This window comes from Microbacterium sp. zg-YB36 (assembly GCF_024623575.2).
Lineage (GTDB): Bacteria > Actinomycetota > Actinomycetes > Actinomycetales > Microbacteriaceae > Microbacterium.
In genome coordinates this window covers 1,018,973-1,041,055 of the sequence record NZ_JANJFD020000001.1, presented here as the reverse complement: position 1 = coordinate 1,041,055, position 22,083 = coordinate 1,018,973, and the positions used below count along the sequence as shown (strand labels likewise).

The 22,083-nt window shown below is 67.0% G+C and carries 16 protein-coding genes; 9 read left to right on the top strand and 7 right to left on the bottom strand.

The window, feature by feature from the left end; all coding sequences use genetic code 11:
• The first annotated feature begins 137 nt into the window (after positions 1-137).
• The 6 genes from NQ151_RS05070 to NQ151_RS05045 all read left to right on the top strand — a co-directional run bounded on the left by NQ151_RS05070 (position 138) and on the right by NQ151_RS05045 (position 13,046).
• Positions 138-4,799 (top strand): DEAD/DEAH box helicase family protein, encoded by a 4,662-nt coding sequence (locus NQ151_RS05070; protein WP_257527214.1) that lies wholly within the window; start codon positions 138-140, stop codon positions 4,797-4,799.
• Positions 4,796-8,026, top strand: a complete 3,231-nt coding sequence (locus NQ151_RS05065; protein ID WP_257527213.1) for a helicase — start codon at positions 4,796-4,798, stop codon at positions 8,024-8,026. Before NQ151_RS05070 ends, NQ151_RS05065 begins: the two co-directional genes overlap by 4 nt.
• A complete protein-coding gene (gene drmB, locus NQ151_RS05060; protein WP_353477558.1) occupies positions 8,019-9,821 on the top strand; it encodes a DrmB family protein in 1,803 nt (600 codons plus the stop codon). The genes NQ151_RS05065 and drmB overlap by 8 nt, the downstream gene beginning before the upstream one ends.
• 2 nt (positions 9,822-9,823) lie before the next feature.
• Positions 9,824-11,620: an alpha/beta hydrolase family protein gene (locus NQ151_RS05055; protein ID WP_257527212.1), complete on the top strand. Its 1,797-nt coding sequence runs from the start codon at positions 9,824-9,826 to the stop codon at positions 11,618-11,620.
• A 309-nt stretch (positions 11,621-11,929) separates the two neighbouring features.
• Complete coding sequence (locus NQ151_RS05050) at positions 11,930-12,148, top strand: hypothetical protein (RefSeq protein ID WP_257527211.1); 219 nt, start codon at positions 11,930-11,932, stop codon at positions 12,146-12,148.
• A 268-nt stretch (positions 12,149-12,416) separates the two neighbouring features.
• Positions 12,417-13,046, top strand: a complete 630-nt coding sequence (locus NQ151_RS05045) for a hypothetical protein (RefSeq protein ID WP_257527210.1) — start codon at positions 12,417-12,419, stop codon at positions 13,044-13,046.
• A gap of 64 nt (positions 13,047-13,110) precedes the next feature.
• Here NQ151_RS05045 and NQ151_RS05040 read toward each other — a convergent pair whose 3' ends face one another.
• From NQ151_RS05040 to NQ151_RS05025, 4 genes are all read right to left on the bottom strand, one after another.
• Positions 13,111-13,695, bottom strand: a complete 585-nt coding sequence (locus tag NQ151_RS05040) for a hypothetical protein (protein ID WP_257527209.1) — start codon at positions 13,693-13,695, stop codon at positions 13,111-13,113.
• Between the two features lie 13 nt (positions 13,696-13,708).
• Entirely contained in the window at positions 13,709-15,148 is a 1,440-nt protein-coding gene (locus NQ151_RS05035) for an ADP-ribosylglycohydrolase family protein (protein WP_257527833.1), read from the bottom strand.
• Between the two features lie 157 nt (positions 15,149-15,305).
• Positions 15,306-15,980 (bottom strand): hypothetical protein, encoded by a 675-nt coding sequence (locus tag NQ151_RS05030; protein WP_257527208.1) that lies wholly within the window; start codon positions 15,978-15,980, stop codon positions 15,306-15,308.
• 790 nt (positions 15,981-16,770) lie between these two features.
• Positions 16,771-17,121 carry an MDR/zinc-dependent alcohol dehydrogenase-like family protein gene (locus NQ151_RS05025; protein WP_257527207.1) on the bottom strand — a complete coding sequence of 117 codons (351 nt, stop codon included), beginning with the start codon at positions 17,119-17,121 and terminating at the stop codon, positions 16,771-16,773.
• A 168-nt stretch (positions 17,122-17,289) separates the two neighbouring features.
• On the opposite strand from NQ151_RS05025, the gene NQ151_RS05020 reads away from it, so the two are divergent.
• Positions 17,290-18,537 carry an MFS transporter gene (locus NQ151_RS05020; protein WP_257527206.1) on the top strand — a complete coding sequence of 416 codons (1,248 nt, stop codon included), beginning with the start codon at positions 17,290-17,292 and terminating at the stop codon, positions 18,535-18,537.
• 82 nt (positions 18,538-18,619) lie between these two features.
• Here the strand turns inward: NQ151_RS05020 and NQ151_RS05015 are convergent, their stop codons facing one another.
• Positions 18,620-18,781, bottom strand: coding sequence for a helix-hairpin-helix domain-containing protein (locus tag NQ151_RS05015; protein WP_257527205.1), 162 nt, complete (start codon positions 18,779-18,781; stop codon positions 18,620-18,622).
• A gap of 101 nt (positions 18,782-18,882) precedes the next feature.
• On the opposite strand from NQ151_RS05015, the gene NQ151_RS05010 reads away from it, so the two are divergent.
• Together NQ151_RS05010 and NQ151_RS05005 are read left to right on the top strand one after the other, a co-directional pair.
• Complete coding sequence (locus NQ151_RS05010) at positions 18,883-19,719, top strand: nuclease-related domain-containing protein (protein WP_257527204.1); 837 nt, start codon at positions 18,883-18,885, stop codon at positions 19,717-19,719.
• Between the two features lie 281 nt (positions 19,720-20,000).
• On the top strand, positions 20,001-20,672 hold the full coding sequence (locus NQ151_RS05005) for a VOC family protein (RefSeq protein WP_257527203.1): 672 nt from the start codon (positions 20,001-20,003) through the stop codon (positions 20,670-20,672).
• A 34-nt stretch (positions 20,673-20,706) separates the two neighbouring features.
• Here NQ151_RS05005 and NQ151_RS05000 read toward each other — a convergent pair whose 3' ends face one another.
• Both NQ151_RS05000 and NQ151_RS04995 read right to left on the bottom strand, forming a co-directional pair.
• Positions 20,707-21,492 carry a Stk1 family PASTA domain-containing Ser/Thr kinase gene (locus NQ151_RS05000; protein ID WP_257527202.1) on the bottom strand — a complete coding sequence of 262 codons (786 nt, stop codon included), beginning with the start codon at positions 21,490-21,492 and terminating at the stop codon, positions 20,707-20,709.
• A 164-nt stretch (positions 21,493-21,656) separates the two neighbouring features.
• Positions 21,657-22,073, bottom strand: coding sequence for a GNAT family N-acetyltransferase (locus tag NQ151_RS04995; protein ID WP_257527201.1), 417 nt, complete (start codon positions 22,071-22,073; stop codon positions 21,657-21,659).
• Positions 22,074-22,083: the final 10 nt, after the last annotated feature.

Below are 22,083 nucleotides of genomic sequence, written 5' to 3'. Positions count from 1 at the left end.
AGCTTTCTCATTCTCTCGTATGCTCGCGAGTGATGTGAGCGTTTTCTCTGATGTCGGAGGTTGTGCGTAGCGTCGCTCGGCTGGGCGGAAGCCTGGTGCGGACCATGGGGGTCCACTCGCTGGGAGGGGAATCAGAGATGAGCTGGCCGGAGCTTATGGAGCCTGAACTGCAGGCGTACATCGAAGAGCGACAGGCGACCGCACTGCGGACGTATGAGAACGATCCGGACCTGCTCATCGAGCATGTCCGCCAGGAAGACAGCTTCCGCACCGGCGGCTACGGCACACGCCAGATCAGCGAGTTGCTGCAGAACGCGGTCGACGCCGTGGGGGCGTCGGGTGGGACGGGGATGGTCGAACTCCGCCTTGCCGACGGCGCGTTGTATTGCGCGAACGAGGGACAGGGATTCACCCGGGATGGTCTGCGTGCGGTGACGTACGCCTTCCTCAGCACCAAGCGGGGTGACGAGATCGGCCGCTTCGGGCTGGGTTTCAAGAGCATCCTCGGGATCACGGACCGCCCCCAGATCTACAGCCGCAGTGTCAGCTTCGAATTCAACGCGCCCGACACGGCGGAGCTGTTCTCCGGAATCCCCACGGAGAGCGGGCGGTTGCCGCTGCTGCGCATCCCGACGCTGGCCGAGCCGTCACGCGCCGCCGCGGACGACCCGAATATCGCTGAGATGAGAGGGTGGGCGACCACTGTCGTGAAGCTGCCACTCATCCGCGAGGGCGACCGGCTGCGCAAAGAACTCTTGGACTTCAGCGTGGAGTCACTCCTCTTCTTCAAGCCGCTCGAGCGTCTGCGCATCAGCGTCCAGGCGTCTCCCGGAGCGGCGCCCGATGCCCGGGATTATGTCCGCGTGGGTCACCCCGATGACGGTGAGGTCCACCTCATCGCTCCCGGTGGTGAGAGGGAGCGGTGGCTGTATGCGGAGCGGGAGTACCGACCGACCATCGACGTGGCGTCGACCCTGCCGCCGACCGCGCAGCGTGAGGCGATGAAGGTGTCCTACGCCGTGCGGCCGGAGGTGCGCGCGGGAGTGGGGCGCCTCTGGGCCTGGTTCCCGCTGAACGACGAGACCACGGCCAGCGGCGTGTTCAACGCCCCTTGGCAGGTCAACGACGACCGCACGTCTCTTGTACCGGGCTCACTTCTCAACCGCGCGATGCTCGGGGTCGCCGCGGACCTCTTCCTCGACGTGGCGACCGGCGCCTCCACCTCAGCGGATGCCGGCGCCCACCTCGATCTGTTCCCCGCGCGCGGACGCGAAGCGCGCAGCAACGCCGACACGTTCCTCTCGGATGAGATCCCCCGCAGGGCGATCGTTCGGCCGATGATCCCGGACGTCACGGGTGAGCTGAAGGTGCCCGGATACTTCGTCCGTGTCCCCGATCTACAGAAGACGCCGATCCCGCCCAGCGCAGCGCGTGCCTGGCAGGAGCGTGCTCCGCGGTCGACGATGCCCCACTGGCAGTGCTTCGCAACGCCGACGCGACGCCTTCGACTGCGCACACTGCTCGGCGGATCCGATGGGCAGCGCTCCTCGCGGGAAGCATCGGTGGCATCGTGGCTCGAAGAGCTCGCGCGGCGCGGTGAGATGGCCGACGTCGAAACGGCGCTTTCCATCGCCGCGGCGCTCGCGCCGGTCTCTGCGGAGATGAAGGAAGCGGTGGGTTCGGCGCCGATCGTGCCACTCGAGGGCGGCGGCTGGGCTCGTGCCGGCGCGAGTGCGTCGGTGCTGTTGCCCCTCGACGGAGCCGCCGTGCCGGAGGGTGTCAAACTCGTCGACCCGCAATCGGCGGCGTTCGGTGATGTTTCGGATCATCTGCGGGCACTGGGCTTCCGGACGGTCTCTGCCGATGAGGCGGCGTCGGCTCTCGGGCACGGTGCACGCGATCGATGGTCCATGCAGGAGTGGCGACGCTTCTGGACCGTCATCGGTGCCGCGAGCCCGCAAGCTGCGGCGACCGTGGTCCGCGAGATCCGTGCGCGGGGCGTGGACGTGCTCCTGCCGACGAAGGCGGGGACGTGGCGTCCCGCGTGCGAGGTACTGGCGGACCCCACGTTCGCGACGGAGATCCTCGATCGGCACGTCGACGCGGAGCAGGTGCCGAACATGACGCTCGTCCGCGAAGCGGGCGCTGTTGACGCGCCGACCCGAGGGTATCCGCTCCACCGCGAGGCGCTCAGGCCGCAATATGTGGCCGAGATCGGCTCGATGGCGCGTGCCTACCTGGCGCGCGAAGGTTACCAAGGCGTTCGCGTCGTCGTGCCCGACACGGACGGAGTCGGCCCGCTCGCCATCCTCCGGGAAAAGCTGACAGACGCCGAGAGCGTGTTCTGGACCCGAGCGGTCCTCCGGACGATGCCGAGCCGTGATGTCATCGTCAAGGTCCCGCTCGGGCGAGGCAAGACTGCGGAGATCCCCGCCTCATCGATCGAGTGGTGGGCGGTTCGGAGCTTCGGGAAAATCGTTACCACGCTCGGCCCGTGTTCCCTCACGTCGGCTGTGTCGTCGCGACTCATGCAGTTCGGTGCTTACCTCCCCGTCGCCGTGGATGCTGAACTGAGTGCGGTCACCCGTCTCCCCACCGAGGTGAGCTCTGTCTCGGACTCCCTCCTGCGCGCCTTCCTCGGCAGGGAGGGCTATCAGGTCGCATCCACCGGCCCGGATGCATTCGTGGAACTCCTGCGGGTCTGCGCTGCCCGTGATTCGCTCTCTGTGCCCGCCACGATTCCTGCGGTGCTCCGTGGGACGGTGATACTCGCGCCGACCAACGAGGTCGCGGTCACGGACAAGGGCTCGGACGTCGCGGCGCTCGACGAAGCCGGGGTCGCGCACATCCCCACCCACGGCGCACACGGTGCGCTCGTGAACCGCTGGGGCCTCTTGGCGCCCGGCGATGCGCTGCAGCAATCGCTGGAGGTCAGCGGCATGAGCGAGACAACTCCTGTTCTCGACCTGTACCCGAGTCTTCAAGCAAGAGTGGTCACCCGGCTCGCCAAGCAGAAGCTGGCCCGCGCGGAGTCGATCGCCAGGATTCTGCAGAGCATCCACGGCGTGACCAAGCGCCGTCTCATGTCCGCCAACCAGGACGGCGTGCTGATCGTCGACGCCTCGCTTGACGACCACGGAGTACTCGAGCAGCTCTCGGCCGCGCTCGACCTCGGGCTCTCCGTGGACGACGTGCGGGGAGTGATCGCGGACGATGAGCGGATGCGTCGCAGCGAACTGATCCAGACGGCTCAGCTCGCCCGGACCAATGAGGAGAGACTGCTGATCCTCGTCGGGGCGGACACTCTTCGGCAGCGGCTCCCGAAGGGCCTCCTGCCAGCCGTCGAGTCGCGCACCGGCGAGCTGGGGGATCGCGAGACGGCGGAATTGTTCCTGCAGGTCCAGGGACAGGATGCCGTTCGTGCGATCCGTGACGATCTGGCTCGCGTGGGGATCCCTGTTCCCAAGCAGTGGGACGGCTCGCCGAGCGCGCAGAGCGCCGTGAAACGTCTGGGTTTCGACACCTCCTACGCCGGCAGCCGTGAAGCGCGGCGAGCCTCTGTGACCCAGGTGCAGGGACAGATCTTCCTCAACGAACTGCACGACTTCCAGCAGGCACTCGCGGCCCAGATCAACGATCTGGCCACAACGAGTGATCCCGCCAAGAAACGTGGGCTCCTCTATCTCCCGACCGGTGCGGGGAAGACCCGGGTCACCGTCGAAGCCCTGCTTCACCTCCTCAAGAGCGGTGACATCGAAGCGCCGGTCCTGTGGATCGCGCAGAGTGAGGAGCTGTGTGAACAGGCGATCACCGCTTTCGCGGAGGTGTGGCGCTGGATGGGCGATGAACGTCCGCTCGACGTGAGCCGTTTCTGGTCAGGCCACGAGCTGGATGAGTCCAACGAAGAGCTGCAGGTCGTGGTCGCGATCGACGACACGCTGGCCAGTCGACTCAACGAGCCGCAATACGGTTGGCTCACTCGTCCCGGTCTCGTCGTCATCGATGAGGCCCACACCGCCGGAACCAAGACGTACACCGAAATCCTGCGCATACTCGGACTGACGGCCAGTCGCACCGAGCGGCCACTTCTCGGGCTCACGGCCACGCCCTTCCGTGGACGGAACGAAGAGCTCAATCGCCGGTTCGTCGAGAGGTTCGGGTCCAATCGCCTGGAATCGCTGGACCCCGACGACCCCATCGGGGAGCTTCGCGGACGCGGCGTGCTTTCCGAAGTGGATTACGACATCCTCTCCGGTGTCTCGGTGGCTGTCACTGACCAGGACGCCGAGTTCCGCAGGATGAGGGAAGTGTCCAAGAACATGCTGACCCTGATCGGCCAGGACATGGGACGTACCCAGGGGGTTGTGGACCATATCCGCGGTCTTCTCGCCGACGAACCCGACTGGCCCGTCCTCGTCTTCGCGGCATCCGTCGCGTCCGCCCACACGATCGCAGCCCTGCTGCGCCTCCAGAACGTGCGGGCAGACTCTGTGGACGGCGGAGTCCGCAAGAACCAGCGCCGACGCGTGATCGAGCGTTTCAAGTCAGGGGAGTCGCAGGTGCTCGTGAACTGCGACCTCCTCACGCAGGGATTCGATGCGCCGATGGTGCGTGCGCTCTACATCGCACGGCCCACCTTCAGCCCCAACCGATATCTGCAGATGGTGGGGCGGGGGCTGCGTGGCCCGGCGAACGGTGGCACCGACCGTTGCCTCGTCGTCAACGTCGCCGATACCTTCGAGCAGTTCGGCGAGCAGCTGGCCTACAACGAATTCGACTACCTCTGGAGCAAGAAGTGACCGACAGCATCGACACCGTACCCACCGCCGAACCGGTCACGGATCCGCGCGCCGGACGAGACGCCGTGACGGAGGAGTTGCGTCGACGCTGGCTCGGCCCGCTCGGGGGCGATGAGGAGATCCTCGACCGCAGCCCGGTATACGCCTACCTCGTCGGCACCCTCTATCCCGTCGAACGAGGTGTGGCCGCTCCCCTCAGTGACGACGTCGAGGCGGAGAACGTGGACGAGACTCCACTGGATTCGCCGGAGATCGAAGTCGGCGACGACTTCGACGCCGCGACCGGCGACAGCGACGATGAAGACCCGGGAATCAACATCACCGGCGCCTTCGGATGGGCACCCCAGTCCATGGGCGTGTCGTTCGTGCACTCGGGCGACGTCATCGCCGTCGACATGGACGCGGGCGTCTACACCAAGGTCGACGCGGGACCATCCGAAGGCGAGGAGCAGGCGGCCGCCGGCAAGCGGGAGCGCTGGCACCGCCGTCAGATGACGACCCGCGAGATGGTCACCGTGACCGGGTCCGGAAGCGCGATGGTCTTCGACGGGCGTGCGCGCCTGTCGTGGCGGTCCCGGATCCACCAGGGCAAGCGACTGACGACGGTGTCCCTGTCGAACGCGGAGGAAGTCGGCCAGGGCGAGGCCAAGCGTCGACCTGATCTCTGTCTGTTCCAAGTTTCGATGGGGTGCACCGACGACGGCGGACTGTACCCGTACCCTCAGCTCGGCACATCCGACGAGGAAGATCGCGAACTGGCCTTCCGCTATCGTCACAAGCCGACCTATGCGATCGGCCATGGTGTCGCGGTGGAGTGGACACCGGCCGTGGCTCCGATCTCGGTGTCGACGACCGTGCTGCCCTCGGTTGAGGTGCCGGCGATCCGCGCGAAGGTCGGATCGGGAGACGTGTACTCGATGCGGTGGTTGTCGGACGACGGTCTGAGCTCCGCGGACTACGCGGAAGCGCTCCGCGTTGTCGCGTCCGACTATCGGACGTGGATCGAGGGACAGCGCCAGGACGCCGAAGACGTCGTGGGCGAGGCGCGCATCGTGGCCGACCGCATCGTCGACCGGCAGGATCGGGCGGCATCCCGTATCGAAGAAGGCGTCGCGCTCCTCGCGTCCGATCCGGACGTCCTCACCTCGTTCCGCATGGCCAACCGCGCGATGCGCTGGCAGATGCTGAGGCAGGGGAAGAAGGTCGCGAAGGACACGCGCTACGGGGCGGCGCTGGATGCGGACAAGGGCGCGGATGAACCGCAGTGGAGACCTTTTCAGCTCGCCTTCATCCTGAGCGCCCTCGCCTCGACCGTGGACGAAGACCACGAGGACCGCGAGCTCGTCGACCTCATCTGGTTCCCGACCGGCGGAGGCAAGACGGAGGCCTATCTCGGGCTCGCGGCGGTGGAGATGATCCGCCGCCGTATCGTGGGCGGGCTGAAGGGCGGCGGGCTGGCGATCCTCACCCGCTACACGATGCGGCTGCTGACCGCCCAGCAGTTCCAGCGGGCGGCGACTCTGATCTGCGCGCTCGAACTGCTGCGCGACGACGACGAACGTCTCGACGGGGCGCCCGCATTCTCGATCGGCATGTGGCTCGGCAACTCGACGACCCCGGGGACCTACAAGGCGGCCGCGAAGCAGATGAGGCAGGTGCGCGCTCAAGCCACTCCCGAGAATCCGTTTCAGGTCCTCGTGTGCCCTTGGTGTTCGCACCCCATCATGCCGCCGCGGCACACCTCGCGGGATGAGGCATACGGCGTGCGCTCGTCTGACTATGGATTCGAACTGTTCTGCCCCGACGAGGAGTGCCCGTTCCACCACGGGCTACCCGTTCAGGTCGTCGATGAGGGTCTCTACGAGAACCCGCCGACCATGCTGGTGGCGACGGTCGACAAGCTCGCGCGTCTCGCCTGGATCCCGCAAGGCGGGCGGCTCTTCGGTGCGCACAGCGTTTCGCTCCCGCCCTCGCTCATCATCCAGGACGAGCTTCACCTGCTGTCCGGACCGCTCGGGACGATCGTCGGCATCTACGAAGCGGCGATCGGAGCGTTGCTGCGGTGGCGCGGCACAGCGCCGAAGGTTGTCGCCTCGACAGCGACCACCCGGGCATCTCGACGTCAGGTGGAGGGCCTGATGGCGAAGGATGTCGAGTCCTTCCCTCCTACGGGGCTCGACGCCGATGACAACTACTTCTCTGAGCCTGACCCGGACGCGGCCGGCCGCCTCTATCTGGGCATCATGCCGCAGGCGCACACCCCGTCGTGGGCCGTCGGACAGCTCTCGGCGGAGCTGTTGAACGCCCCCGTGGCGGTCGGCCTCGCGGGCGGAGCGGCGGACGCTTATTGGACTCTCGTGGTCTACCACAACAGCCTCCGTGAGCTCGGCCGCACGGTCACCATCCTCCGAGATGATGTGCCGTCGAACCTCATCCGGCGGGAGAAGTCCGAGGGACTGTCGCGCGCGATCGGACGAGACGGTGTCCACGAACTGAACGGCAACGTCGACTCTGCCGAACTGATCGCCCTGCTCGCGCGGCTGGAGAAAGGGCCTGACGACGCGCAGGTGATCGATGCGCTCGCCACGACGAACATCATGTCGGTGGGTATCGATGTGAGCCGGCTCGGCGTCATGCTCGTCAACGGCCATACCAAGACGACATCGGAGTACATCCAAGCGACGTCGCGGGTCGGCCGAGGGAAGACCCCGGGTCTGGTCGTCACCATGTTCCGATCAGGCAAGGCACGCGACCGGTCGATTTTCGAGTCGTTCGGTCCGTACCATCAGGCGTTCTACCGCTTCGTCGAACCCTCCAGCGTGACGCCGTGGTCGCCGCAGGCTCGGCGCCGGGCTCTTCGGGCGGCGCTCGTGATTCTGGTCCGTCACGGTGTGGGGCTCTCGGACAACCCGGATGCCGCGCTCTTCGACCCGGAGTCCGCGGGCGTCCGTAAGGCGGTACAGCTTCTCAACGAACACGTCGCGCGAGCCGATCCGAGGGAAGCCGGGAAAGTGGCCGAGCAGATCGACGAAGCGGTGCTGGAGTGGGTGGACGCCCGCAACCGGGCCCAGCAGGAGGGTAAGAAGCTGGTGTATCAATCACGCGACCAGGATGAGCGGCTGATGAGACAGTTCACCGAGCCGGGCCGGGGGTGGCCGGTGATGAACTCCATGCGCAACGTCGACGAGGTCGTGCGGGTGCGGGCGAACGGAGAGCGTCGTGGCTGAGCTGAACGTGAAGACGATCCGCGCGTCGGAAACGGTGTCGCCTTACGGCCCGGGGGCGATCGTCGACATCCTCGGTCAATCGTTCATGGTGCCGACGGGCGACCGCTGGCCGTCGACCAAGGTGCGGCGCAAAGTCAGCTCAGACCGACTCGTCGACGCCCTCGGCGTCGACGACCTCTGGGCGGCGCCGACGACGCACAGCCCCGAGAACCAGAAGACGCCCGGACTCGAGTTCGAACGGTTCCCGGGTTGGCTCTTCTGCCAGGTCTGTCGTCGGATGGTGAAGTGGACGCGGTCCATGGAGACCGGTCGAATCCCGCAGTGCCCCGAGGTCGCGTGCGATGGGCGACTCGTACCCATGCGCTTCGTCGCGGTGTGCATGTCGAACAGTCACATTGCCGACATCCCCTGGGTCGAGTGGATGCATCGCGACCATGACGGCGACTGCGCGGCATCCGACAAACTTAAGTTCGAATCTGCGGAGGGGCGAGCAGAGGGCCTGAGCAGCCTCCAGGTGCGATGCGATCGTTGCGGACACCGCCGCAGCCTCGGCGACCTGCGCCGCGACGTCCTCGCTGTCGAGGGGTTCACTTGCCGCGGGAAGCAGCCGTGGGAAAGCAGCTGGGGACAGTGCGGCAAGCCGATCGATCCGCAACAACGCGGAGCGACGAGTCTGCACTTCTCCGACACGATGAGCGCGATCGACATCCCCACCGTGGAAAGTCGCACTGAACAGCACCTTGAGAAGCTTCGCGCTCACAAAGCCTTCGCAGCCCTTGCGGTCGTGGGCGACCAGACGGCCCGTCAGATCCTGGTAGCGCAGATCGCGGCAGAAACAGGGATTCCTGAGGCCGTCGTCCTCGAACTGGCGGTGCCTGCCCCGGCCGGGGGAACCCTCGACGTCCGCGCCACCAGAAGCGGCCTGCTGGCTGCCGAGTACGAGGCGTTCATCGCGGCGTTGACAGACTCGGCGCCGACCGAGGGGTTCTCCACTCGGGTGACGTCTCTGTCGACTGACGCGGCGGGCGGACGGCTGGGCGGCCTCCTCTCCGATGTCGTGCTGGTTGACCGGCTGCGCGATGTGCGCGCAGTACTCGGTTTCCGCCGCTACACGCCCGAGGCCGCGCTCGTCGCGGCGGCACCCGTTCTGCCGCATGAGCGCAAGTGGCTGCCGGCGATCGAGGGACATGGGGAGGGAATCTTCATCCGTTTCCCGGAGAAAGCCGTGCGTGCCTGGGCGGGGCAGGAGGAGGTCCAGAGTCGCGGCGACCAATTGCTCGCCAATCAGAATCCGTCGGGTCTGGGCGGGCGGCTGCACGTCGTATCGCCGGAGTATGTGCTTTTGCACACGTTCGCCCATCTCATGATGCGCGAGCTCGCATTCGGCAGCGGCTACACCGCGGCATCCATCCGCGAGCGGATCTACTGCGAGTCGGACGGCGACTACGGGGTCTTCATCTACACGACGTCGTCCGACGTCGAGGGAACCCTCGGGGGGCTCGTCCGACAGGGTGAACCAGACCTCCTCGCTCCCGCGATCGTCCGCGCCCTCGAGCAGGCAGCCTGGTGCCCCAATGACCCGGTGTGCATCGAATCGGAACCGCAGAGCATCGACGGCCTCAACCTCGCCGCCTGCCACGCCTGCTGTCTTGCATCCGAGACGTCGTGTGAGTCGCAGAACCTCCTTCTCGATCGGGCGCTCGTCGTCGGCAGCGACGATGTGCGCGGCTACTTCGACGGCGTGCTGGATGCGATCCTCGGGCAGCGCACCGGCCGCGCCTCGGAAATCGGCTGAGCATGTCGGACCGACCGATCCTGCTCTTCCTGCATGGGGTGGGCACCGGAGACCGCGAAGATCTGTGGAAAGCGAGGCTCACGGAAACCCTCACCGCGCTCGGCTATCCGCATCTCGACACTGCGGAAGTCATCGCACCCAAGTACGCGCACGCGCTCAGAGGGTGGGACGAAAAGGTGGATCTCCCTCCGATCACCGTGAAGCAGCCGGGACGCGACGCTGCAAGGCAGAACCGCCGGGTGTTCGAGCGTCGCATGGGGGCGATCGAGTTCAGGCTCGGCCGCCACAGTCCTGGATCCGGTCTGCCGGGTGGTGACGTCGCCGTGGGTGCAGCCGTGGCCCTTCCGTCGTTCAAGCAGGCGCGCAGCTACCTCACTGATGGCAGGATTCGCGCGCAGGTCTTGGACCGCATCCTTGCAAAGCTCCCCTCCTCGGGGCGGATCGTCATCGTTGGGCACAGCCTCGGATCGGTCATCGCGGCGGACCTCGTGCGTCGCCTGCCAGTCGCTCTCGAGGTCGTGGGGATGATCACCATCGGGAGCCCTTTGGCGCACGCCGGCTTCGACGTCGACAAGCTGAGGGAATCGCTCAAGGAGCCGCCGGCGAACCTCGCCTGGTGGGTGAACTTCTGGAACACCTCTGACTTGGTGGCAGCACACCGCGGCCTTTCATCAGTGTTCCCCTGGATGATCGACTTCCGCATCGACACGAAGGCACCGCCCTCCAAACGGGCTCATTCTGCGATCGAGTACCTCGGGGCTGATGTCGTCGCCGAGGCGATCGGCTTCGCGTTGTTCGGCTCCCGTTCGAAGGAAGTCGCGAGGATCGGGCGAGTCGCGGACATTCCGCCGGATGCCACCGAACTGCTTGCTCTCCTGGCGTTGCGCTACGCACATCTCATCAAGCTGGGGCTGGAGGGAGATGTGCGGGAACGGTTCGCCGGCGCGCTCCGCTCTGTGCAGGCGACCGTCGTCGATGAGTTGGTTGCGCGCAACGCCGTCACCGGCAGGCAGACTCCGGCTGCACTGGCCTCGCTGGCATTCGACCTATCCGACCCCGCGGTCGACGCGCCGGAGCCCGCGCCCGCAGTGCATATCGTCAAGGACGAAGCGGTCGTCGTGCTGACGCTCCTCGCCTCCGAAAACCTCATCCGGCCCTTCGAGATATCGATCCCGACCGAGAAGCTCCGAGGCGCGATGCAAGATCTGACCGCGGAGATGGGTCTGGGAAGCAAGTACGGCACGGATGTGTTCGATGCCTCCAAGACGGCGCGCGAGATCCTCGCCGGTAGGACCGTGAATTGGCTGAAGTGGGGCGCGCTGGGGGCCGGTGCGGCGGCGATCATCGTGGCGACCGGCGGACTGGCGCTCGCAGCGGGTGCGGGTCTCGCGGGCGCTGCGGTGGTGACCAGTGCGCTCGCGACCTTCGGGCCCGGGGGCATGATCGGTGGGCTGCTGACGGCCGGCACGCTCGTGACAGCGGGCGGCGGAGGAATCGCCCTCGGACTCGCGAGCCCGAACACGACGGCCGAGGCGCTCGAGGAGGTGGTGCAACGGTTGCTCTCGACGGAGATCTTGCGTCGGCGCCAGCATCTGGAATCCGATCCCTCCGTGTGGCAGACGCTGGTGGAGACCGAAATCAACGTGCGTCGCGAGCACGAGCGTCTCGACGAGTTCTCGGACCCCTCGGCGCCTGGAATCAAGCAGCTCAAGGCGAAGATCGTCGCCGTAGAGCGTGCGCTGGATTACCTTCGCGAGAACGCGCTCGAACCGGAAGTGGAGGCTGCGCTGGAAACGTGACCAAGCGTGGAGTCGAGGTCGTGCGGAGAACCGACGGACGGACGGGTAGCCTCAGCAGCGTGGACCGAGACGAAGAGCTTCAGGCGATGCAGATGTACGGTGCGGAGGATGCTGAAGACCTCGCGATGATCCTGGACTACCTGGACAAGACTTAAGAAAGCATGAGGATCCACGGGTAGCGGCTGCCGGTTCGCTCTGCCTGCACGAGAGCGGGCCAGCGGAACACCACCGAGTCCGTTTACATCGCTCGGATCCGGCGCCGGGCTTCTAGCTCAGCATTCCGAAATAGGAAGCCGGGAAAACCGAGGGATGGACTGGGTCACGCGGGTGCCCACGGCAATCGACCTGCTGGAGTACGGTGGCCGCCACCCGGTGACGGTGTACGACGCGAAGTACACGGCTGCCTCGTGTGCCGGCCGGCAACCGCACGCAGATTTCGATCAGGTGCTCGCCTACTGCACGACGGCCAGCCTCGATCGCTGCTGGTGTACGCGCAGGGCGGCGAGCCCGTCGACCGCCAGGTGGTGAACTCGTGCGTGACGATTCGAGAGTGGCCGCCCGACCTCGCGCTCTCACCCGCCGCGATGCTCGACTCCGTCCGGCGAGCTGTGGATTCGGCATCACGCCCGCTCGCGCCGATTCGGTTCTCGGGGCCTGCGAATGCGAGTGTCGCTCCCCTCCGATAGTGTTGCGACGTCACGCGCACTGGGGCGACGTGGCGATGGGGGAATCTGATTATGCGCACCGTAATTCGACGATGTGCCCAATCGCGGGCTGAGCGAACGGAATCGGGCCGATGAGGGGGGTGCGCCGCACTTTTGTGGCTCTCGCCGCGCTCTCGGTCGCGGGTCTCATTGCGCTGGTGGCGCTGATGGGAACCGGCGTGTTGGGGCCGTTCATGAACTCGGCGCTGGCCGCGGATTCGGAGTCTCGCAGCACGCAGATGCGCCAGGCCATCACGACGGAGGAGCAGGTTGTGCTCGTGAGCCTCGGCATCCAAGGCATTGAAGAGGAGAGCGCGAACAGCAGTTTCTTCGGCATGGAAATACCCGGCAGCGATCGGGCATCGTTCTTGCGGTATGAGTTCACAGCGAAGCTAGGCCTCGAGGGTGCTGACGTCGACATTGAGCAGACCGCAGAGAACGACTTTCTCATCTCGATACCCGAGTTCATTTTCATCGGGCACGAGTTCATCAGCGACGACGGCTCGCCCTTCAAGATGGTCGTGCAGAGCAACGGCGCGCTCAGCTGGGTGACGCCCGAGATCGATGACACCGAGATGATCAACAGGGTTCTGAGTGATCCTGTGCGGTTGGACTACATCCATCAGAATCGGGCGCTTCTGCAGGAGCAAGCGAGGACCTTCTACTCCGGCATCGTCCACGGGGTGGACCCGAGCGCCGAGCTCACCTTCGACTTCCATTGAGCGCGCACCGCGGCTCGCTTTCCGTCATGACCGGAGACTCACAGATATCGCGCTGGCGAAGCCTTTATGCAGCGGGCATAACGAGATCGAGGAAATGCAGCATGACGACGACGCCCTCGGGGCCTCGTGCGACGTTTGTGACCGCATAGCGTCCGCCGGTGATGAGCTCGCGCTCGTCGCTCTTCAGGCCCGAAGCCTCCCACGCGGGGAGCGCAGGGAACGGTCCTTCGATTTGGAACAGGAACGCTGACCCGTAGGACCGCGCCACGTCGCGGTCCAGGCTCAACCCCCACAGTGGCATGGTGATGAAGCCGGTGTTGAGTGCGGCGTTGATCTGGGGGTCCTGGGCACCGCTCTTGATGCCACGACCCACCCACCCGGACCCGAAGCCCGTCCGCTCTGCCCAGCCCTCGCCGTCGCGGGTGGGGCTCGTCGCCAGTGCAGCGAGAAGGGTCTGGGCGCGCGCCATCGTCAGCGCGTTCGCCGACGCGTCTCGTTCATACCGGTCGATGAAGTCTGCCTCGAAATAGTGCTTCGTGCCCGTGAGAACGCGAGCGGCGGCGCGGATAGGGGACGATCCCCCGTCGCGCCCGTCCTGCCACGCGGCGCACGCATCGCGGAGCTCGTCGTTTGTTGCCGTCGATGTCATGTCAGCGCGTCCTTCATTCGGCTCGGTCGTCATTGTCTGCCGTCACCATTCTTTCTACTGCCTCGCGCAAGAACGTTTGCGGCGCGAAACGGGGGAGTGTCGCTTGCACGTCCTGCCAAGCCTGCGTCAGGGGAACGTCGTGGTGCCGCGCGCCGTAGAGGGCGGCCACCGCGGACGTGCGGCTGCGTCCTTCCGCGCAGTGGACGAAGACCGTGTGGCCGGCGGCGCGCAGGTCGGCGATGACGTCTGCTGCGTTGGTCAGCACGGCGTCGAGGTTGTCGTTGCGGTGCGGCTGGTCGACCAGCCAGACTTGCACGCTCTCCACACCGTGGGGCACCTGCTCGGTCCCGACGCGACACAGCGACACGACGGCATCCACTTCGCGAGGAAGACGAGCGAGCGCGGCGAGAGAGCCCACCCACACACCGGCGTCGTGGGGATGACGGAATAGGTAATCGCTTCGGGTGTAGACCGGCATGAGACCGGCGCTCGGCCACCCCTCGCTGTCGGGCTGGCCATGGCGCGCCGCAAGGCACGCGAGGCGGGTGAGGTCGTTGGCGTCGACGCCGGGCCAGCCGTGCAGCTTCCGCTTCCAGTCCAAGGGGACGGCGGACCCGCCGTACATTGCGCCGGCCAGGGATCCGGCGATCGCGGCGACGGTGTCGGTGTCTTGGCCGCCGCGCACCGCTCGCTCGAGCGCGTCGCGCAGCGAGGTCGCTCCTGCGACCGCGCTGAGCGCAGCCTGCAGTGCGCGCACGACCCATCCGTTGCCCTGGCGGAAGTCACGGGGGTGCATGCCGGGCGCGAGTGCCTCGGTGATCACGTCCTGCCACCGTGCGCGCCGGTCGATCGGGACCCACCCGATCTGCGCGCGAACGTCCAGCGTGCCGGTGAGTACCGCGTGCCGGATGGTGAGGCACCAGATCACGCACGCGTCGACGTTGTCGTCCTCCCAGTGGGTGAGCTGAGCGATGCGCCCCGCGGCGTTCGCCAGGTCCTCCTCGGCGCGGTCGAGGTAACCCAGAGCGACCGGACCGGTGCGCATGAGCGAGCCGTTGCCGGCGCTTCGCCCGGTGGTGCGGTGGAAGGACTCGGCGCGTGAGGTGGCGGCCTGTGCCGTCGTCTCCGACAGATCTGACAGCACGCCGCGCGTCTGGCTTCCGACGTCCTTCGCGTTGAGGGCCCACTCCTGCCATCGAGTCACGATTACGTCGAGCGTGGCGTCGTCGTCGAGTTCACGCCCGTCCGCGAGTGCCTGGAGGATCGGCATCGCCATGCTGGTGTCGTCCGTCCATTCGCCCATCTCGTGACCGAATACGCCGACGCCGAATTCCGGAGTGACGGCGTCGTCCAGGGGAGGGCCGAACTCGTACTGCGAACCGAGTGCGTCCCCAGCGGCGGACGCGAGGACGACGCCTACGGCGCGGTCGAGTTGCTGCGTGGAAAGGTGAATGGAAGACCTCGTTTGTGGGGTGCGGATAGGTCGATCACGTTGCGGGGTTCAGCATGCCGCAGGGTTACGACACCCGCGAGTGGACCTCGGCCCTGAGTGTGGCGTGCGCACCTCCGGCGGGGTGCATAAACGCGCGCTACTCACCGGCTGCGTCGTCTCAGCCCCAGACCTCAACCGCCCCGACATCATCCAGTTCGAGCTGGGCGACTCCGTCATACAATGTGATCGAGCCGGACGCGCACAGTGTCGTGCCGGTGGCCAGGGCTTCTATGCCCCCGACGTCCCAAAGCACGATCGTGAACCGCGCGGGGTCAGGATAAGCCCGGCCGAGATTGAGGAATACGTCATCGTAATCGCGACCGCTACTCGCCAGCGGTCCGCAAACACGCTGGTAGGAACCCACGTGCTCGAGTGCCTGATCCCATGAGAGACCGCCCTCAGGTCCGCTAGAGGACGCTTGGCCAGCTGTCGCACCATCGGTGCAGATCCCGTCTGCGCGGAGCAGATCGACAGCCTCAGGGTGAATGCGTTGCGCCCATTCTTCGCAGGCGTCGAATCGGAACTCGGACGGCATGCTGCGGGACGAGAGGTAGTCGATGACGATGTCGTACTCGTCTGGGCAGCTTCCACCCAGACGATCGATCTCGCTGTTGATGGCCCCCGATGTGTCGTCAGTCCGGGCGCGGTCGAGGACTGACGCGGCGAGGTCATCGCAGGTGGCCTCGGGGCGTTCGGACACGCCGTTGTGACGGTCGACCTCCCCGCATGCGGTGAGGGCAATAGCGATCAGTGCGGTGGCGGAAATAACGGCTAGACGATGTACTCGAAGCACTGAATGCCTACCTAGCGAACTCGCAGGCTATTGCGTGGTACGAGTGAGCGCCTACCTCATCCGTCACGTGGAACTGCGCGTCCCCTTTTGTGCGGACGGTGAGTGACGCCAAATTCGCCGACGAGAGGGCATTATCAGCGGATAGAGAGACGATCTCTCCGCCGTCGACTACTGCGTCGGCGTACATGCGACTTCCGGCGCCGTCGGTGAGAAGCTCGAATTTGCCATCTTCATTGACGTATACCGCGGTGCAGCTATACGGACCGTCCTTCAGCGTCGCGAAGGGCGACTGACTGGTCCACCACCACGCCCCACCGATCACAATTACACCTAGCAAAGCGTAGGGCTTCCAAGTGCGCCAAACCGATGTCCCCGTCACGATCTCCCCAGTCATTCGATTCCCCAGATAAGGCCTCGCCCGCCATGGTCCGGTGGTCCCAGAAACCCGCACCATTGAGGAGGAGTAGGCCAGCCGCGTCTCAGCTCCGCTGCTCGGGAATGGCAGTTTGGCCACGCCACGGGGTGGCTGTGGTGCTCATGATGGCCGCGAACGCGGGCCGCGTCAAATTGACCGAAAACGGCCACATACGGGCGATGAAGCTCGACCCGCTCGAAAAGGTCATTCACCGAGATAGCGCCCAGGCCGATAAACGCCTCGGCCATCGCGCATTCGCGGTGAAAAGAATGCGCAGAAGCCAACAACCGGGAGGTCCGCCTGGCCGGGGCTCAAACTACCCGAACGGCGGGCCGCCCTCCGAACTGGAAGACGGGCCGCCGAGCACAACCCGCGTCAGTCGAACACGACGGTCACCTTGTCCGCCGCGCCCGGCGTCGCCGCGAGCTCGAGCGCCTCGAGGGTCTGCGCGAACGGGAACCGGTGGCTGATGATCTTGGCGTACTTCTCCCAGTTCTCGACGATGTCGTCGGTCACCTCGAAGATCTCGGTGGGGTAGCCCATCGCCCACACGATGTTCAGCTCGGTCTGCAGGATGCCGCCGAAGTCCAGCTCGACCGGCTTCTTGTGCGCCGCTACGATGCCGAGCGTGGCGCCGTGCTTGGCGATGCTCGTGACGGTCTGCGGTACGACGGCGACACCCGCGGCATCCAGGTAGATGTCGGTGGCGGGCCGGACGCCGCGCACCCACGGGGTCGCGCCGTCGCCGTGCAGTTCGACCAGGCGTGTGCCGACGTCCTCCTTAGAGGAGTCGATGACGGCATCTCGTGACCTCGCCGACGCGCTGGCGATCGCGCACCCGGTCGAACCCGGCCCTGGGCGTGCGTGGGCTCCCGCCGCCCATAGGCTGGCGGAGTGTCGCGCGGTCGCGGGTTCGGCGTGCTCTGGAGCGCGAACGCTCTGTCGAACCTGGCCGACGGTCTCGCCTTCGTGTCGATGCCGCTGCTCGCGGCATCCATGACCGACGATCCGCGGCTGGTCGCAGGGCTGGCCACGCTCTACGCGCTGGTGCGCCTGCTGGTCGCGCTGCCGATCGGGGTCTGGGTCGACCGGTGGGACCGCCGCACCCTCCTCGTGGCGGCGAACCTGCTGCGAGGCGTCGCGCTGCTCGTCCTGGCGGTGACTGTCCAGTTCGGAGTCTCATCGCTGGTGATCATGTACGCGGCGATGGCTGTGGTCGGAGCGTTGGAGAGCGTGGCCGACAGTGCTGCGGTGGCCATGCTGCCTTCCCTGGTCGACCGGAAACGTCTCGACTTCGCGAACGGACGGGTCGCGGCCGCGCAGCTGGTCTGCGACGAGTTCGCCGGTCCGCCGCTCGGTGGCATCCTGTTCGCGTTGGCGGCCGCCGCACCCGTCTTCGCGATGGGCGGGCTGTGGGCCGCCGCGGGGCTCGTCGCCCTCGCGCTGCCCATCCGGCGCTCACCGCAGCCGCGCGCTGACGCCCCGCCCGCCCGGCGCTCGGTATACGCCGAGGCCCGAGAAGGGATCGCCTGGCTCGCGCGCCACCGCGTCGTCGGCATCCTCGCGCTCCTCGGAGCACTCGCGAGCGTCGGCTACATGCTGCCCTTCTCGATCCTGGTCCTCTTCGCCGAGGAGCGGCTGGGGCTGAACGGCACCGGGTACGGACTGCTGCTCGCCTTCTCTGCCCTCGGTGGGCTGCTCGGCTCGTTCCTCGCGCCCCGGCTGCGCACGTGGCTGGGATACCGCTGGACGGTCGCGACCAGCCTGCTGCTGGGAGCGTTGACTCTCGGCGGTCTTGCCGTCACGACGGATCCGGTCCTCGCCGGCGTGCTGCTGGCGCTGTACATCCTGCACGCGGTCGTCTGGAGCATCTGTGCACTCTCGCTGCGGCAGCGGCTCGTGCCCGACGCCCTGCTCGGTCGGGTCGGCGGCGCAGCGCGCGTGCTCAGCCTGCTGGGGCTGGCCGTCGGCTCCGCGGTGGGCGGCATCCTCGGTGCGATCGACCTGACGATCCCGGTTGCCGCGGGTGCGGCGGTGTTCGCGGGATGCTGCCTGCTCGCGGCGGTCACGCTGCGTGGCGAACTCACGCCCGACGATCACAGCGTGGTCGCGATTCGCGAGGTGGATGCCGAGCTGCGGTAGGTGCCGCGCTTGTGGCTGGCCGCGAAGAAGCAGCGCACCGACACCAGGTGGTTGCGTCGGCGGCCGGTGGCTGCGGTGCCGGTCAGTCCGCCAATGCATCCCGCAGAAGCTGGATGGCCTTCGGGCCCACCCCGTGAAGCGTCGCGATGCGTTCCAGGCCTATGCGGCGCACATCGTCCATGGTGCGGATCTGTGCGTTCTCCAGGGCGCGGGTGGCGGGCGCACCGATCTTCGGTAGGTCCATGCGGTGAACCCTAGTCCGCGGGCGCCCCCTGGCTCGAAGCCCGTAGTTCGCGCTCGCGCAGAACGGGGTCGGCGACGTTCGCTCCCTGCTAGCTTGACGCTGTGGCACCTGACGCGGATCCCGCTGACAAACGCATGCGCCTTCGGTACGCGGGAACGTGCCGGCTTTGCGCCGCGCCACTCGCCGCGGGCGCAGACGCGATCTACGAGCGGGAATCGAAGACCGTGCGTTGTGCCGAATGCCCCGAGGCATCGGCAACGGCATCGGCAACGGCGTCGGCATCGGTTGAGATCGAAGTCGGGGTCGCCGGGGCCTCCGCGCGACGAGAGCACGAGCGGCGCAGAGCCCGGCGTGAAGACCGTATCCGCGCTGACCACCCGCGGATCGGCGGCCTGATCCTTGCGGTGACTGAGGATCCCCAATCCACCCGAGCGTGGGAGAGCGGCGCTGTCGGCGAAGAGCGCCTCGCGCAATGGCTGAGCGCACTCCCTGACACGATTCGGGTGCTCCATGATCGGCGGATTCCCCGAACGAAGGCGAACATCGACCACATCGTCGTCTCACCCGCGGGTGTCTGGGTGATCGATGCCAAGCGGTACAAGGACCAGCGACCGTCGCTGCAGGTCGAGGGCGGGATCATCCGGCGGCGCACGGAGTCGCTTCGAGTCGGCGGGCGTGATCGCACCAATCTCGTCCGCGGCGTCGAGTCCCAAGTGGCCCGCGTCGCCGCCGCCCTCGATGACCCGAGCATTCCGGTCGGAGGAGTCCTGTGCTTTCTGGATGCGGACTGGCCGCTGATCGGTGGCTCCTTCGCCGTGGACGGCATCGACGTCGTATGGCCGCGACGACTCCTCCAGATGCTCACAGCGGCAGAGCCCCGGGCTGTCGACGCGGCGGCTGTTCACGCCCGCATCGCCGCAGCGTTCCCGCCCGCCTGACGCGGCGGCCGCTGATCAGTGACCCTCGGGCGCTGCCTCGTGCCGGTGCGACGGCGGCGCCTGTAGCATCCCCGGTTCTGCTCCTGTCCCTTAAGGTGCCGAGTTGCGGTAGGTGCGCGCTCTTCCGTCCTCGAGCTGGTGCTGATGGCTGCGCGGTGTTCGGACGTCCGGCCGGCACCCACGCCCGGCATTCGGCGTGTCGTGACCGCCGAGTACTGTGAGGTGCGCGTGTGCTCCTCGCTCGTCGGCGGCCGGGGGTCAGACAGCTGTGAGGGGTTGCTATGAGCGAGCCAACGACCGCATCGCCCGGGATCTCCGCGGCCGAGTTCCACCGGGCGCCGGGCGTCACCGACTGGCGGGTGACCGAGATCGGCCCGCACACCGTCTTCACCGCGACCTCGCTCGCGCACGCCGCGGGTCTCGTCGCGCCGGTCGTCGGTGCGGCCGAGCGATTCGGCATCCTGCCCGACATCGACGTGCGTCCCGAGGGCGTCGTGGTGCGCATCCCGCGCCCCAGCGACGGCGGCATTCCCGCAGCGGCCCCGCAGTTCGCGGCGGCCGTGTCGGACGCCGCCGCAGAGCTCGGGCTGACCGCCGATCCCTCGCGGGCGCAGGCGATCGGCATCTACGTCGCCGAGCACTCCGACGCCGATGTGCGCCCGTTCTTCCTGGCCGCGCTGGGCTACGAGCCGTTCGGTGACACGGATGCCGTCGACCCGCTGCGCTGCGGACCGCAGTTGGCCTTCAACCCGATTACCGGCGACGCCCCGGGGAGGGGCCGCACGCACTTCGACGTCTTCGTGCCGGCCGACCAGGCCCAAGCGCGAGTGGATGCCGCGCTCGCCGCCGGCGGCAGGCTCGTCGACGCGTCATCCGCGCCAGCTTGGTGGTCGCTCGCATCTCCCGACAACCACGGCGTGGACATCGCGTCGTGGACCGATACCGACGGCTGACGGCAACTCTTCTGCCCAGGCGTGCTCGCGGCGTCTAGTACCCGGCGCCCGCCACCTTGTCCAGCAATGCCGCGGCGGTAGGGTCGTCAGCCACCGCCGTGCGGAACTGGCCGACTGGGGACTCGGGTGTCGCCGCAGTGCCCCAATCGAAGTTCGTCGTTGCAGCCTCGTTCACCCCGAGAACCGGACCTTCGATGGCGCCGCTCGAGTCGCCGGTCACAAACAATGCGTAGACGCGACCGTCGGCCGAATCGATTGCGACAGCCACGAGTTGCGTCGCCGGGATCGGCGCCTGGGCGCGCAGGCCCGACGGAAGTTCGGTTGCAGCGCCCCCGACGACTGTGGTTTCACGGCCAGCGGTGACGCCCTCCGTGAGGATTTCCAGGTCGGGCTCGGAAAGCGGTGATGTCTTCAGCGTCTTGACCACTGAAACAATGATGGTCGCACCAGCCGGAACAGTGGTTCCGGCCGCGGGATCGGTGCCAACAACCTCCCAGTTGGTGGCCCGCAGGACAGTGTCGCCATCCTGAGCACTGAGATCAGCGTCGAGGCCGAGTTGTTTTAGCTCAGCAGAGGCGAGACTCGCGTTGACGCCGGTCAGATCCGGGACGTCGACGGAGGGTGCGGCGGAAGACGTTGATGTAGTCGACGGCGCAGCGGGCTCCACCGCCTCGCCTCTACCCAGCGCATTGCCCACAGTCCCGAGAACGATGACAGCGGCGAGCACCCACACCCACCACCGCAGGTACCACGGCTTCCTTTTCGCCTGTGAGGCATCTTGGTGAGGGGTACCGTTCGGCTGCTGTTGTGTAGTGGTCACGACTGTTCTTCCGCGTTCTGTTGCTCGGATCAGGTTCCGAGCCCGGACTAACCTACGTCACGCGCAAGGGCGCTCTGCACCGTCCCTGGTCCGATAGGTCACGTAGCGCGTAATGGTGGACAGGTTCGCTTCCGCGGCAACTGATTAGCCGGATCCTCCTAGAGTCAAGGACGACTGGCTCCCGCCCCGCGTGCGGGACCTCCGAGCGTGCGTCCCACCAAATCGACGTCCGCCAGTCGCGGCGTACGGTATGCCCCGCCCGCGGCGATGTACTCACCGCCGCGCTTCCTGAGGTGGCGAGCGAACAGTTGGCACATCGGCACGACAGTCACGCCTTGGCGGATGCTGTCGGCAAGCGCCTCGCGAAGGAGCAGCGCCCCGATGCCGCGTCCGCCGTATGCCGGATCGACCTCGGTGTGGAAGAAGATCCGCTCCGGGCGCCCCTCCGGCGCCTCGATGAAGTCCGCCCGCCCCGCGACGCGCCCGTCGGCGAACCTCGCGACGTAGCTGCTGATCCGATCCCCGCTGTCGAGCTGCACCGTCGCGGTGTCGCCCGTGCCGGTCGTTGTCTCCTGAGTCATGTCCTTCTCC